This is a genomic window from Anaerovirgula multivorans (assembly GCF_900188145.1).
GTDB classification, from domain to species: Bacteria; Bacillota; Clostridia; order Peptostreptococcales; family Natronincolaceae; genus Anaerovirgula; species Anaerovirgula multivorans.
This window is the reverse complement of the sequence record NZ_FZOJ01000006.1, coordinates 124564-139300: the sequence shown is the minus strand read 5'-3', so window position 1 is coordinate 139300 and position 14737 is coordinate 124564. Positions and strand designations below refer to the sequence as shown.

Here is a 14737-nt window from a genome sequence, read left to right as displayed (position 1 = left end):
AACGGAGAAACTTTATTATGAAAATTGTCTATAGCTGTTTTGGGGGCGCCCATTCCTCAGTGGTAACGGCAGCTATCCATATGGGGTATTTACCCATGAATAGGTTACCATCTAAGGAGGAAATTTTAGCTGTACCCAATTATGATAAAGCCCAAAATCATGAAATCGGCATGCCTCACCATATGGGGGTGGATGCAAGAAACCATATGATTTATATTATGGGGATGGGTCATTCCCGTGGTTATTATACAAAAATGCTATATGAATTTTATAATGAAATAATCCCTAATAAAAAGAAAGATATTGTAATCATTGATGTGACTTCCCTACTAAATAATAGAACTAGGTTAGGGGGATTTATGTCAAGAAGGCTAAATATAGTAGGAATAGGTAGACCACTAACGGTGTATGGTATTCAAAAAAATTATAGGTATTTTACTGAATTAGTAAGAACTGTAAAGGAAACCATCCAATAAAAAGGTGCTTGACCATTGTAAAAACAAAATGATATATTATTTAATGGTAAATATTTATATTTGTGATATAATATTAGTATCAGGTACTAAACGATAAAGTGGGTGTTGTTTTGAAGGAATCAAATATAAGAAATATTATAAGTAGAGTATACCCAGAAAGTATTGCTGAAGAAGTGGGAATTGAAGAAGGGGATATTTTATTAAGTATTAACGGAGAAGCAATAGAAGATATTATAGAATACAAATTCTTTTTATCAGAAGAGTATCTTGAAGTAGAGATTGAAAAGCCTGATGGAGAACAATGGATTATTGAAATTGATAAAGAGTATGATGAAGACTTAGGCATCGAATTTGAAAATCCTATTATTGCTGAAGCCAAAAGCTGTAAAAACAAATGCATGTTTTGTTTTATTGATCAACTACCTAAAAATATGAGAAAAAGTCTCTACTTTAAAGATGATGATTCAAGATTATCTTTTTTACACGGCAATTATATTACGTTAACAAATATGAAGGATGAAGACATAAACAAAATTATTCAGTATAGAATTAGCCCTATTAACATCTCTGTACATACCACCAATGGTGATTTAAGAAAAAAAATGCTTAATAACCCGAAGGCTGATAACATAGTATATATTTTGAAAAGGTTGGCTGAGCATCATATTGAAATGAACTGTCAAATTGTTTTATGTCCATCTATTAACGATAAGGAAGAATTAGATAAGACAATAAAAGATTTAGAGGAATTAAGTCATGCAGTAAATAGTGTGGCGGTTGTGCCAGTAGGTTTAACAAGATATAGAGAAAAGTTGTATCCAGTAAAACCTTTTGATGAAGAGACTGCATTAAGCACCGTGATACAGGTGGAAAAGTGGCAGAAGAAGTTTAAGAAAGTGTTAGACAGAGATTTTGTTTATTTATCAGACGAGTTTTATCTTTTGGCTAAGAGGGATTTTCCTAATAATGATGCTTATGATGGATTTCCTCAACTAGAAAACGGTGTGGGTATGGTGGTAAAATTCAAACAAGAATTTGGTGATCATTTAAAAACCATAAAGGATAAGGTTCTTGATCAGCCTAAAACAGTGACTGTTTTAACAGGGACTTTAATATTTGAAACGATTGAGGGGTTAGGGAGATTGTTGGCAGAGAAGATAAAAAACCTTAACCTTCAAGTAATATCCATCAATAATGATTATTTTGGTGGAAAAGTGTCAGTTACAGGATTAATTACAGCTACTGATATAGTAAAGACTTTAAAAGACAAGGATCTAGGAGACAGAATCATCATACCTGAATCTATGTTGAAGTCAGGAGAAGAAGTGTTTTTAGATGATTTAACTGTGACAGATATAGAAAAAGAACTTGGAGTAAAGGTACAGGTTTGTGAAGTAAATGGTGCTAGCTTCATCAATAGAATATTAGAAGAAAATTAACTTGCTAAGGATAAAGAAAGTATGAGGTGAAGGAAATGGCGAAACCTATTGTAGCAATTGTTGGAAGGCCTAATGTTGGTAAGTCAACACTTTTTAACAAAATTGCTGGAAAACGAATTGCAATTGTAGAGGATGAACCGGGTGTTACAAGAGATAGAATCTATACAGAAGTGGAATGGCTGACCCACCAGTTTACTTTAATTGATACAGGCGGAATCGAACCAGAGTCAGAGGAAATTATTCCTGCCCAAATGAGAAGACAGGCGGAGCTAGCTATAGAAACTGCTCATGTTATTGTTTTTATGGTGGATGGTCGACAAGGACTTATATCTTCAGACCGTGAGATTGCAGATATGCTAAGAAAATCAAAAAAACCTGTTTTATTGGTATTGAACAAAGTAGATACAAAAGAGCAGTCGGCACACCTTTTTGATTTTTACGAACTAGGCATTGGAGAACCAATAGAGATTTCTTCTGCTTTGGGACTAGGAATCGGAGATATGTTGGATGAGATTGTGAAACACTTTCCTGAAGAAGGAATGGAGGATTACGATGAAGAGGTCATTAAAGTTGCCATTATTGGAAAACCTAATGTGGGTAAATCTTCGATCATCAATAAAATTTTAGGAGAAGACAGAGTTATTGTAAGCAATATAGCTGGAACCACAAGAGATGCTATCGATACTCCTTTTACTGATGGAGAAGATCAGTATGTTTTTATTGATACTGCTGGAATAAGACGAAAAAGCAAAATTAAAGAGCATGTTGAAAAATATAGTGTTGTTAGAGCTATAGCAGCTGTTGAAAGAGCAGATGTATGCTTATTGGTAATAGATGCAGAAGAAGGGGTAACGGAACAAGATAAGAAAATTGCTGGTTTTAGCCACGAGAATGGCAAAGGATTGATTATTGTCATCAATAAATGGGACTTAATTGAAAAAGAAACCAATACGATGAATCAGTTTACAAAGGATATAAGGAATGAGTTATCCTATTGTGAATATGCACCTATATTGTTTGTATCTGCTGTAACAGGACAAAGAATGAATAAAATACTCGAAAAAATTAAATTTGTTGCAAATCAAAATGCTATGAGAATACCTACAGGTACGTTGAATGAGGTAGTTGGAGAAGCTATGCTGTTAAATCAACCACCCTCTGATAAGGGTAAAAGACTTAAGATATTTTATGCAACACAGGCTTCCGTTAAGCCGCCGACTTTCATTTTGTTCATAAATGATAGAGAGTTAATGCATTTTTCATATCAAAGATATATTGAAAATCGCATTCGAGAAAATTTTGGCTTTGAAGGCACACCTATAAGATTTATTAATAGAGAAAAAGCAGGAGGTGACAAATAGGTGTATTTTTTGATCGTATTACTGGCTTATTTCCTAGGAAACTTTTCAGCCTCCTATGTAATAGGAAAGCTAACTGCTAATATTGATATCAGAAGTCATGGTAGTGGTAATGCTGGAACCACCAATGTCATGAGGACTTTGGGGTATAAAGCAGCAATTATGACGCTGATTATAGATTGCTTAAAGGGCGTTTTAGCTGTTTATATAGCTAGAAGATATGGATCGGAAAATCTAGCACTAGTGGCAGGTGTTGTAGTTGTGATAGGTCATAATTGGCCTGTTCTGCTGGGCTTTAAGGGCGGCAAAGGGATTGCGACAACTATCGGAGTGGGACTTAGTATTCATACTTCTATAGCATTAATATGTATTTTCATTGGAATTATTTTACTTATAAAATTTAAATATGTATCCTTATCGTCGGTTGTTGCAATAACTTTTTTACCTATACTCATGATTTCTCAAGGTTGGAATTATTTTATTTTTGGGTTGATTTTATGTCTATTAGCAATATATAGGCATAAAGAAAATATTCAAAGATTATTACATGGTACTGAGCGGAAAATTACTGAAAAATATAAAGTCAAATAAAAGGAGCGTTAAAAATGAATTATTCTTCAGTGGCTGTTTTAGGTGCTGGCAGTTGGGGAACAGCATTAAGCCTTGAATTAAATAGTAAAGGACATAGGATAAATCTATGGATGAGGCGAAAGGAACAGTTGGATGAAATTATTAAAACAAAAAATAACGAAAAGTATTTGCCAGGGGTTGATATACCAACGAATATCAATCTAACCATTGATATTATTGAAGCTGTTAAGGATACAGATATGATCCTATTGACAGTGCCAACCCAGAAGGTAAGAGAAGTAATAAAATCCATCAAACCCTATATAAAACCTCAACAAGTGATTGTGAATGCTGCAAAGGGAATAGAACAAAACAGTCATCTAAGGATTTCACAGATCATAGAAGAAGAACTACCTCAACAACCCTATGCAGTTATTTCAGGTCCATCACATGCTGAAGAGGTGGTTAGAAACATGCCTACCACTGTAGTTATTGCTTCAAAGGAAAGAGAAATCGCTGAATTTGTTCAAGATATGTTTATTAGCTCTACCTTTAGAGTATATACAAACCCGGATGTGGCGGGTGTTGAACTGGGTGGTGCTTTGAAAAATGTTATTGCCTTTGGAGCCGGCATCGCAGATGGTTTAGGCTTTGGTGACAATGCTAGAGCAGCTTTAATGACAAGAGGTATTCGGGAGATCGCTAGGTTAGGAAAAGCCATGGGAGCTGACCTTGCCACCTTTGCAGGGCTTTCTGGCATCGGAGATTTAATTGTTACCTGTACCAGTATGCACAGTAGAAATCGTAGAGCAGGCATACTTATTGGAAAAGGTAAAAGTTTAGAAGAAACCTTAAAGGAAATTGGCATGGTAGTAGAGGGTATTACAACAACAAAGGTTGCCTATGAGTTAGCTCAAGAATACAATATTGAAATGCCCATTACTAAAGAAATATATAATGTACTATATAAAGATACAGACCCAAGGGATGCTGTTACGAATCTAATGACAAGAAGTAAAAAACATGAAATGGAAGAAATCGTAGATGATAGCAGTATAAATTGGTAGCGTAGAAAGTTTTATTATTTATATGAATAGATTGCGAAAGAGAATTCTCATTTAAAGAGGGTTCTCTTTTGTTTTTCATTAGAAAGGAATTTACAAGAATAAAGCACTGAATTTCTACATAAAAATTATAAAGCAGTAAATAGGATGAGTTGTCATATTTTCTTGGAAAAGTCATATATTTATAGTGTTATAAAGTATGAAAATTTAGCATTCATTTATATAATAAGGAGGGATAGGATGGAAAAGTACAGTATATACAGTGATATCGCACAACGTACACAAGGAGACATTTACATAGGTGTTGTAGGACCTGTTAGAACAGGTAAATCTACTTTAATAAAGAGAATGATGGATTTATTGGTTTTACCTAATATAGAAAACACCTATAAAAAAGAAAGAGCAAAGGATGAACTTCCACAAAGTGGTTCAGGAAAAACAATTACTACTACAGAACCTAAATTTGTTCCAAATGAAGCTGTAGAGTTAGTATTAAAAGAAAATGCTTCCTTTAGATTGAGAATGATTGACTGTGTTGGTTATTTAGTAAAGGGCGCATTAGGACATCAAGAGGACGGACAGCCACGCATGGTAAATACGCCTTGGTTTGAAAAACAGATACCTTTTGAAGAAGCAGCAGAAATTGGGACAAAAAAAGTAATTCAAGAGCATTCTACCATAGGGTTGGTTGTAACAACAGATGGTTCCATTACTGAAATCGAAAGAGAAAATTATTTAGAAGCTGAAGAAAGAGTAATAAATGAATTAAAGGAAATCAATAAGCCCTTTGCTATTGTACTAAATAGTATATATCCTGATGGAGAAGAAGCATTAACATTAAAGGATAGCTTAGAAGAAAAGTATGGAGTTTCAGTTGTTATAAAAGATTGTGCTAAAATGGGGATCAATGATATCCATGAAATACTAGAAAATGTATTGTTTGAGTTTCCTATTACAGAAATTAACTTTAATCTACCAGGGTGGTTAGAGAGTATTGAATCAGGACACTGGTTAAAATCTTCTATTATGAAGGGGATTAAAGGTATAGCTGCTGAAGCAAGAAGGCTTAAAAACATTGAAGGCATGTTGACGGGATTAAAGGAAATCGAAAATCTTAAAAAAGTCACTTTAGAAAATATCAAGATGGGTGAAGGTTCGGCTCTTATTGACTTGGCAACGGATGAAGGTTTATTTTATAAAGTATTACAAGAAAAAACAGGCTATGAAATAGAAGGAGATCATCAATTGCTAGGACTGGTAACAGAATTAGCAAGAGCTAAACGAGAGTTTGTCAAGGTTGAAAGGGCTTTACAGGACGTAAAAGATATTGGTTATGGACTTGTACCTCCAGCTCTTGAAGAACTGGCATTAGAAGAACCTGAGATATTCAGACACGGTAATCAATTTGGTGTTAAACTTAGAGCAAATGCTCCATCTTTACATATAGACAGAGACAAAATGATGTTGGGCTTTCCAAGGGATACAAACAATATTATCAAGCCGCCCACCCGAATTAATATAAAAGTAAAAGATATAGAAATACTCCTGCCAGTAGCATAGTAGCAGGAGTATTTATTTAACACCCTTTAGCTTATTATTATCTTATAAAAAGTTGTGTTTAGTTGCTAAAATTTTAAAATTCGGTTATAATATAGATATAGAAGGTGAGAGAGCAGTTCGTAGGAATTTAATATAACGTGTTAACGAAGATATATTCTTATTGGGGAATTAGGATATATCTTCTCTTTTTGTATCTGTTTCATTAGTTACTTCTATGTTGAGTTTTACAACAAAAGAAAATTTAATACATAATATAGTAAATAATCTTTTGATTTTCTCGACAGTATCTCTTAGTAGTATCTTTAGTATGTTCATTAGCAACCCTCCCTCCCTTATCCCCACAAACTGCTCTCTCATGTTATGGGAGGGGGTATCGAAAAATACTATATCTATGCTATTGGGAATCCCTACAGACCCAATGCTACAATGTGCACTTCCTATATTATACCATTTACACATAAATAGAAAAACATTCTATTTTTCTATACAGTCTTTACCTGTATGTGGAATCAAGTTTAGAACATAGCATCTAAGTCATTTTTGACTTTACATAATCTATTAACTTATCCTTTTTATTGAATTCGGGTTCTTCCAACACAACGTCTAATAATTCATTTAGTACTTTCCCTATTTGCTTACCTTGTTTAAATCCTAATTTAATCAGATCATTACCATTAATATCTAAATCTTTAATAGATAGAGGCTGCTTTTCGTTCAAGATTCTTTCACATGCAGCTTTCATATCTAATACTTTATCTATACTGTCCCTATTTGTTGATCCTTTAATATCTGCAATCTGTAGTTCAAATAAACTATTAAGATTATCAATACCGACTCGATTAATGAGCTTCTTAGCGTTTTTTATTTTTAAAGAATCATATCTACTCATATGTTCTCTAACCAATATACAAACATTATCAATCGTCCTGTTGTCAAATCTCAATCTGTCTAATACTTTTCTAGTAATATCTTCGCTTTCCAAATGATGCTTGTAGAAATGTCCTATTCCGTTTTCGTCTAGTGTGAATGTACTAGGTTTCCCTATGTCATGTAGTAAAGCTGCAAGTCTTATCTCTAGTTTATTAGATGTATTTTCTAATACATTCAATATATGATAATATACATCCTTATCATGATTTGGATTGCGCTGTTCAAATCCATAGCATTTTTGAAACTCCGGTAGTATAATCTCCAGCAATCCCAACGACCTAAGCAATTCAATTCCCGATAGTGGGTTACTCGGGATAAGAATCCTAATAAACTCATCTCTTATTCTTTCCGTACTTATATTTTTGATTAAATTTCGGTTTTTAAAGATTGATGTGGATGTTTTAGAATCTAAACTAAAACCCAAAGTAGTAGATAACCTAACCGCTCTTAACATTCGCAATGCATCCTCATTAAATCTATCATCGGGTTTACCTACAGACGTTATAATCTTATTGTTGAGATGTTTAATGCCTTCAAAATAATCAATTAGACCAACCTTGTTATTGTATGCCATAGCATTAATAGTAAAATCTCTTCTTGATAAATCTTCTTTTAATGATTCAGTAAAACTTACACAATCAGGTTTTCTACAGTCCGAATACTTTCCATCAATTCTAAATGTCGTTACTTCATAATGATTGTTGTTTATTACTACAGTCACTGTACCATGCTTTAGTCCTGTTTCTACTACTTTACAATCCAAACTTTTAAAAATTGTAATTATCTCTCTTGGACTAGCATTTGTTGTCACATCCCAATCTTTTGGTATTCGTTTTAACAAACTATCCCTTACACTCCCTCCTACAATATAAACTTCATAATTAAACATTTCGAGTGTTTTCATTATATAACTCACTGAACTTGGAATGTTTATTTTTATATTTAATTTATACATTCTAATTTTCAACTCCTTTAGGAGCAAATTCTCCAAAATATTTCATTTCAGCATCTTTTCTTACTTTTACCGCATCTTCAAATCTTTTATATAACCCCAATTCAAGTGCTTGTTTATAAGCTCTCCATCTATTTCTATCCTTTTTCCAACACACTCCTGTAATCCCCCAGATGTATTATTTGAAGCTATACCTCTGTTTTGACTATTTTCAATTCGTGTTGTAACTCTTAAATTTTCATCTCTATTGTCTAATTTATCTCTGCTTACGTGGTCGATTTCTTTGCCATCTTCAACTTCTCCCATTATTAATTTTTGTATTTGTACTTCTTTTCCATTTAAAATACCACAGACGTACCCATGACCATTAATTCTCCATTTATGTTTTTTAACTAAATCTATTTTATCAATAGATATCAAGCATTTTCCTTTAAGGTTGTAATAACTATCTAAAATAATGATTTCAGCATAATTATCTTTTATTATTATTTCGTTTCTTTCATATATACTTTTAGGGGAGTTGTCTGATATCCTACCTTTATTGTACATTTGTTTATAATGTTTTTCGCAAAGACATTGATTCGTTTTTTTATATCTTCTCACACGGTTCTCACTGCCACAAATTTCACATATATCTTCTTTAGCCAAACACTATCACCTACCCATTCTATTCTTTCTATTAATTTCAACAACTAATTCTTCAACTTTATTAAAATTTGGTTTAGATGGCAATGGTGAATTATCGGCTGCATATTTAAGTTTCTTCTCATATTCATCTATCATTTCAAAGAATTCACTGTAAAATGAACCATCTTCTTTTTGATATTTTCCACTTCTAATTCCTAATAAAAAATCACCATCTTTTTCTCTGTAAGTATTGATGCCTTTTCCTTCTAGTAACTCAGTTCCCATAATTAACAACCTAATAAGATGCATTGCATGTTTGTTTAAATGCAAGTCATCTTTCTTTTTATTCCTATGATTTAGTTTAGCATAATCTTTAACTACATTTCCCATCTCAGAATAGATATTTTTAAAATCTCTCAATGGATAGTGTGTTAATTGAATATCCATGAAAATTTCTTCCTCATAATCTTCTTTATTTGATTTGTCAATGTATAGCTTAATTTCTTCATTGGTAAATTCGGTATAGTGTTGTTGTAAATGTTTAATTTGAGTCATGATACTATTAAATATATGTTTTTCTTTTTCCACTTGAGGATAATTATCTCTTGCTAAAGCATTTTGCAATCTTCTTAATTGAGCAGTTGCATATCCTCCAAATGAATGCATTGCCTTTTTAGACAAAAATAAATCTACATTATCTCTTAATAATTTTCCTTCTTCCGATAATATAAATAAATGTTCATCTTTTGTTCCTAACATTTCTACAACATTAGGATTACAATTTAATAATAATCCTACTACTTTTTTAAGACCATAAATAGTTGTGTCTGTAGCATTGTTCTCAAACTGTTCAAAATTAGATAAACCTAAGATTTCTTTTTCTCTTTCTAGTGCAATACCCCTAATGTCTAAATCCGAAGTTTCTACATCTGTACCATAGGCATGTGAACCTCCTGTAGTAAGTAAAATTATATTATTACCCAAATGTTCACTTTCTCTTAAAAAACTATATTCTTCTGAATTTAATTTATTTTTTATTTGTTGTAATTCCAACATTTATCTCTCCTTTAATCAATATTAAGCCTTAAAGTTATATATAGGTTTAATTATTTTTAGAATCTCCACTGTATCACCTATGTTATTTAAAATTTCTTCTATAGGTTTATATGCCATAGGTGCTTCATCTAATGTATGTTCACCAACTGAAGAACTATAAATATCTTTCATTGTTTCCTTAAAATCATTTAATATAATTAATTCTTTTGCTTTGCCTCTACTCATCAATCTTCCTGCACCATGTGGTGCTGAATAATTCCATTCAGGGTTGCCTTTGCCTTTTGCTATTATACAACCATCTCTCATGTTAATAGGAATCAACACTATTTCATCACATTGAGCAGATATAGAACCTTTTCTCAAAATCATGTTTTCTAAATCTATATAGTTGTGAATTGTTTGGAACACATGTAGTTTATTATATTCCAAACCCAAACATTCTTCTACAATTCTTTTTGCCATCACTTTACGATTTAAATTTGCATACTGTTGAACAATTTTCATATCATGTAAGTAATTTTGCATTAAAATTCCTTCTAAGTAACATAAATCCTTTGGTATTTTACATTCTTTCTTATGTTTTAATTGTAATTTTTTTAATGCGTTTTGTATTTCTTTTCTTTTACCCATTGCTTTATAATTTTTAATTAATTCCAATTTCGCTTCTTCAAATTTTTCATCTATACCATTATGATAGTCATATGCTTTATTTTGATAATATCTTGCAACTTGATTTCCTAAATTTCTGCTACCACTATGAATTATAAGATATTTGTTGTTTTCATCATCAATATCTACTTCTATAAAATGATTCCCTCCACCCAACGAACCTAACGCTCTATTAAATTCTTTAGATGACTTTGGTATATCTCTAAAACATTTTAAATTAGTTATTTCATCTTTAAAATCTACCTGCGCATGTTCATTTATATTGAATCCACTAGGAATATTACTTCTTATAAATTGGTCTAATTTAGGTAAATCCAAATCTACATCATCTAATTTTATAGTAACCATACCACAACCAATGTCAACGCCAACTAAATTCGGTACTATCTTATCTTTAATTGTCATTGTAGTTCCTATAACACATCCCATACCAGCATGAACATCAGGCATTATCCTTATCTTACTATCCTTTGTAAATTCTTGATTGCATAAATTTATAATTTCTCCAATTGCTGTTTCTTCTATATTATCTGTAAAAACTTTAGCTACATTATATCTCCCTTTTAACTCTAACATCTTGTACCTCCTATTTTTTATTTAATTTTAGTCTAATTATGTTGAAATTTCAACATTTATTTTTAATATATCCTGGAATATCCTCAACATCGCATTGAGGTACAACGTGCCAATCATCATAAACGTAAACATGCCACAGATTTCCCACTTTGTGCCCTTTTACGATTTTATTTATGTCAACTGTCCCAAATTTTTTTAACATAACACTTGCATCATTCATATCAGCACCTCCATATAAGCAAAAGGGGACTACTTAAGTCCCTTTTTTGCTTTACCCTTATCTTCTGTCTTGAACAACTCTAACTGATTTTCAATCTCTCGCCCCGCCATGTCCCATGCTCTACCATACACATCTTGTGTTTTGTCACCTTCCTCTACATTTACGACAGCACCAGCAGTTAATCTTACGTTTTCATAATTTGGTAACGACTTAAGGTAAGCCACCTCAACGCTAACCTCTTTAATTTTTGCCATATACATCATCCCCCAATTCATCAAAGTCAAATCCGTACACTTGCTCATTAAACTTTACCTTAACGGGTAAACCATCTTCAGGTTCTATAGCCACTACTCGTCCACACCACCCACCAAATTTGACAGAGTGGGCGGGGGAGATGATAACTAAATCTCCCACCTTAATCATTGTCTACATCTAACTCTTTTAGAGTCAACCTAGTTTCTGGTGTTTTTGCCACCCATGCGGCCTTTTTAAGTTCGTCTAAGTCTATCTCCTCAGCTTCAATTAGTCCAACTAAAAGTTCTTCGTCAATTACTTTCTTAGTGCATTTTGGGAGCAGGGCGGGGGAGAGTTCCTTGATGTAGTCATAGACTAAGTCCAGATCAAAGTTAGACTTGTCTACAGTAGCAACAGACACCCTGACCTCATCAAAATCAGCCTTAGCTCTGTCTCCCATAAGCTCTAACACCTTTGTCTTGCTCTTTTTTAACCAAGCTTCCTGCTCTTTTTTAATCTGATTTCTCCTAAAATACTCTTTTACTAATTCCGTGTTTTCTTTTATTAAAAAAGGGTCTTTCACGGTAAACCACCTCCTATTAATACTTACCGGTAAGACCCTGAAAAGTTGAGGTGCTATTTTATTAAATTACAGATTTTACAAAATCAAAAGCTTTTTGTTGCTCTATGCTATCCACCTTACTGTCGAGCAACGATTCACTGATGCCTTTCTTGAGCATAATAATCTGGAAAATCTTCTCATCTACTGTACCTGAACACATGATATTATGGACAGTCACAGCATTCTTTTGTCCCAGTCTATGGCATCTGGAAAAGGACTGTTCATATATTGCCCAATTGAACGGATAGTCAAAGTTTATGACGTGGGTGGCGGCAGTAAGGGTTAGACCCTCTGCACAAGCAAATATACTACCTATAAACACCTTACAAGTATCGTCGCCTTGGAACTTATACACTTCTAGTTGTCTATCACTTGTTGTTAAATCTTTTATTACTTTTTGTCTATCTTCCTCCGCCCACATATTCCAATCTTTGTATTTCTTCTTTGCTTTTGCTACTGCCAAGTCTGCTGGAAGTGCGTGACTGTCAGTACCACCTGTAATTACAGCAGGGTTTAGCTTTTTAAACTTTTCTGTAAGCAGTTCGATAGTGGGGCGGAACTTAGAGAATATGATCACTTTCTCGCCCGCCTCAACAGCATCTTCTACAATATCCATAAGGGCACTTAACTTAGCATTGTTAGAAGCTGTGGTCGCTATTCCAACATTGTCTAGAGCTGACGTTACTTGCTGTAGTCTTGTGATCTTAGCTAGCATGGAAGGTACTTTCTCTAAGTCTGTTTCCGCTAAGTCTGCTAGAATTTCCTTTCGTACAGCATCGTATATCTTCTTCTGCGCAGCAGTAAGCTCTATCCTAACATCTTTGAACATTACGTCAGGTAGGTCTTTAAGCACGTCTTTTTTCAGCCTTCTGATCATGTTGTCTTGTATGACCTGTCTAAGCTCACCTATGTTATCATACCCTACAAGCTCCATGCCATTACTCCCCCCGTAGACAGCATATCTGTCCTTGAAATTCCACCATTCCTGCACAATACTACTACCACTTACAGGTAATTTCTTACCTAGTTTTAGATAGTTAAATGATTCCAGTGGCGTGTTTAGAATAGGGGTGGCGGTGAGTAGATAGACATACTTGAAGTAGATATGGTTAACACACTGTCCTATCCGTGACATGGGGTTGCGTATTTTATGAGCTTCGTCAAGGAGTAGTGCGTCTATAGGTAAAGCGTCATCTATGCTTGTTACGCTAATGTTAGCTATCCTATACGTCTCATAGGACATGATCAGGAACGTCCAGCTTGTGTCTTTTTCTAACTCTATTAACATTTTATGTCTCTGCTTAGGTGGTCCTGTTAAGACTACTGCTTTACAATCTGTGAATTTTTCTACCTCGTCCCGCCAGTTATAGAGCAGGGTAGCCTTAGTAAGCACAAGGCACCTTTGCAATTGACCAAGTTTCTTCCTAGCCTCTATTGCGGTTATTGACTGAAACGTCTTCCCCAAACCCATATGATCTCCAATAATAGCAAAGTCTCTCTCTACCATAATGTTAAAACCCTGTACTTGAAAAGCACCATACGGTGGAACCTTGAACCCAGTCGCTCCCACCACTTCCCCTGCTTTGTTATACTCTACACTGTACCCTGGTACAACTGGCTGTATAGGGATAGTGGACATATCAATACCACCATTGAAGGGGGTATCTTCATCTTCCCATATGAGTAGGAAGTTACCTAGTTTTTTCTCTATATCGGGGCGGGCAGAGTAGGGGAGAGTCCAAGATTTTGTAACCCTGTCATAGAAAGCCCCTTTCATTGTAGCAAGTACCCTCTCGATCAATTCGTTCTTTCTAAACTCTAGCTTAACCCTAGCACCTATTTTAGTATCGATTTTTTTAGCTTTTATCATCCGCATACCTCCGCCATAGCTTTCTAGTTCCTTTAATGTAGCCTAGTTTATTCAAGTATTCACCCACAGACATTTTATTTTTATTGGCTAAATACCACACTTTATTCTGTATATCCTTAGGTAGCCTTCCCAGAATGTTGCCCCTGATAACATACTTCTGCAGATCTTTTTTTAGAGAGTACTCAGTTGCCTTTCCTTCATAAATAACTGTAAACCCCCACCCCTCTATAACCTTCTGGACGTTACCCATACTGACAATCTTGTTGTAAATATAGAGGGCACCCCTCCTGAGGCGTGACACATCTACAACCTCACCATAGTAGTGGGTTAGGTACTTTTTGATATCACCGCCCTTTATTACTTTTGAGTCATCTAGTATCTCTATACCATTATACTCGTCACCACAAGTAAGCATGTACTTGTAGAGAGCGGGGGAGACCTCTTTAAGTTTCCTTAACGATAATACGTTATTTTGTATATAAGGTTCTAGCCTTGTCCGCAATTACATCACTTC

At 34.0% G+C, this 14737-nt stretch carries 17 protein-coding genes; 6 read left to right on the top strand and 11 right to left on the bottom strand.

The window, feature by feature from the left end:
• Positions 1-17 precede the first annotated feature (17 nt).
• The 6 genes from CHB72_RS08245 to spoIVA all read left to right on the top strand — a co-directional run bounded on the left by CHB72_RS08245 (position 18) and on the right by spoIVA (position 6467).
• Positions 18-476 (top strand): DUF3189 family protein, encoded by a 459-nt coding sequence (locus CHB72_RS08245; protein WP_089282409.1) that lies wholly within the window; start codon positions 18-20, stop codon positions 474-476.
• Positions 477-574: 98 nt separating this feature from the next.
• The gene (locus tag CHB72_RS08240; RefSeq protein WP_330397003.1) at positions 575-1915 is read left to right on the top strand and encodes a DUF512 domain-containing protein; all 1341 of its coding nucleotides are present in this window, start codon (positions 575-577) and stop codon (positions 1913-1915) included.
• Between the two features lie 35 nt (positions 1916-1950).
• On the top strand, positions 1951-3276 hold the full coding sequence (der, locus tag CHB72_RS08235; RefSeq protein ID WP_089282407.1) for a ribosome biogenesis GTPase Der: 1326 nt from the start codon (positions 1951-1953) through the stop codon (positions 3274-3276).
• Positions 3277-3864, top strand: a complete 588-nt coding sequence (gene plsY, locus CHB72_RS08230; RefSeq protein ID WP_089282406.1) for a glycerol-3-phosphate 1-O-acyltransferase PlsY — start codon at positions 3277-3279, stop codon at positions 3862-3864.
• Positions 3865-3878: 14 nt separating this feature from the next.
• Entirely contained in the window at positions 3879-4910 is a 1032-nt protein-coding gene (locus CHB72_RS08225) for an NAD(P)H-dependent glycerol-3-phosphate dehydrogenase (RefSeq protein WP_089282405.1), read from the top strand.
• A 237-nt stretch (positions 4911-5147) separates the two neighbouring features.
• On the top strand, positions 5148-6467 hold the full coding sequence (spoIVA, locus tag CHB72_RS08220; protein ID WP_089282404.1) for a stage IV sporulation protein A: 1320 nt from the start codon (positions 5148-5150) through the stop codon (positions 6465-6467).
• 168 nt (positions 6468-6635) lie between these two features.
• Here the strand turns inward: spoIVA and CHB72_RS26455 are convergent, their stop codons facing one another.
• The 11 genes from CHB72_RS26455 to CHB72_RS08170 all read right to left on the bottom strand — a co-directional run bounded on the left by CHB72_RS26455 (position 6636) and on the right by CHB72_RS08170 (position 14725).
• Positions 6636-6782 carry a hypothetical protein gene (locus tag CHB72_RS26455; protein ID WP_176431275.1) on the bottom strand — a complete coding sequence of 49 codons (147 nt, stop codon included), beginning with the start codon at positions 6780-6782 and terminating at the stop codon, positions 6636-6638.
• Between the two features lie 214 nt (positions 6783-6996).
• On the bottom strand, positions 6997-8301 hold the full coding sequence (locus tag CHB72_RS08210; RefSeq protein ID WP_330397001.1) for a CCA tRNA nucleotidyltransferase: 1305 nt from the start codon (positions 8299-8301) through the stop codon (positions 6997-6999).
• Positions 8302-8418: 117 nt separating this feature from the next.
• Complete coding sequence (locus CHB72_RS08205; RefSeq protein ID WP_089282401.1) at positions 8419-8997, bottom strand: HNH endonuclease; 579 nt, start codon at positions 8995-8997, stop codon at positions 8419-8421.
• A 6-nt stretch (positions 8998-9003) separates the two neighbouring features.
• On the bottom strand, positions 9004-10032 hold the full coding sequence (locus CHB72_RS08200; RefSeq protein ID WP_330396999.1) for a nucleotidyltransferase domain-containing protein: 1029 nt from the start codon (positions 10030-10032) through the stop codon (positions 9004-9006).
• A 21-nt stretch (positions 10033-10053) separates the two neighbouring features.
• Positions 10054-11277: an RtcB family protein gene (locus CHB72_RS08195; protein WP_089282400.1), complete on the bottom strand. Its 1224-nt coding sequence runs from the start codon at positions 11275-11277 to the stop codon at positions 10054-10056.
• A 49-nt stretch (positions 11278-11326) separates the two neighbouring features.
• Complete coding sequence (locus CHB72_RS26450; protein ID WP_176431274.1) at positions 11327-11497, bottom strand: hypothetical protein; 171 nt, start codon at positions 11495-11497, stop codon at positions 11327-11329.
• A gap of 29 nt (positions 11498-11526) precedes the next feature.
• Complete coding sequence (locus CHB72_RS08190; RefSeq protein ID WP_089282399.1) at positions 11527-11751, bottom strand: hypothetical protein; 225 nt, start codon at positions 11749-11751, stop codon at positions 11527-11529.
• Complete coding sequence (locus CHB72_RS08185) at positions 11738-11920, bottom strand: hypothetical protein (protein ID WP_089282398.1); 183 nt, start codon at positions 11918-11920, stop codon at positions 11738-11740. Before CHB72_RS08185 ends, CHB72_RS08190 begins: the two co-directional genes overlap by 14 nt.
• Positions 11913-12314, bottom strand: a complete 402-nt coding sequence (locus CHB72_RS08180) for a hypothetical protein (RefSeq protein WP_089282397.1) — start codon at positions 12312-12314, stop codon at positions 11913-11915. Before CHB72_RS08180 ends, CHB72_RS08185 begins: the two co-directional genes overlap by 8 nt.
• Positions 12315-12375: 61 nt before the next feature.
• The gene (locus tag CHB72_RS08175; RefSeq protein ID WP_207652524.1) at positions 12376-14223 is read right to left on the bottom strand and encodes a DEAD/DEAH box helicase; all 1848 of its coding nucleotides are present in this window, start codon (positions 14221-14223) and stop codon (positions 12376-12378) included.
• Entirely contained in the window at positions 14210-14725 is a 516-nt protein-coding gene (locus CHB72_RS08170; RefSeq protein WP_089282395.1) for a hypothetical protein, read from the bottom strand. The genes CHB72_RS08175 and CHB72_RS08170 overlap by 14 nt, the downstream gene beginning before the upstream one ends.
• Positions 14726-14737 lie beyond the last annotated feature (12 nt).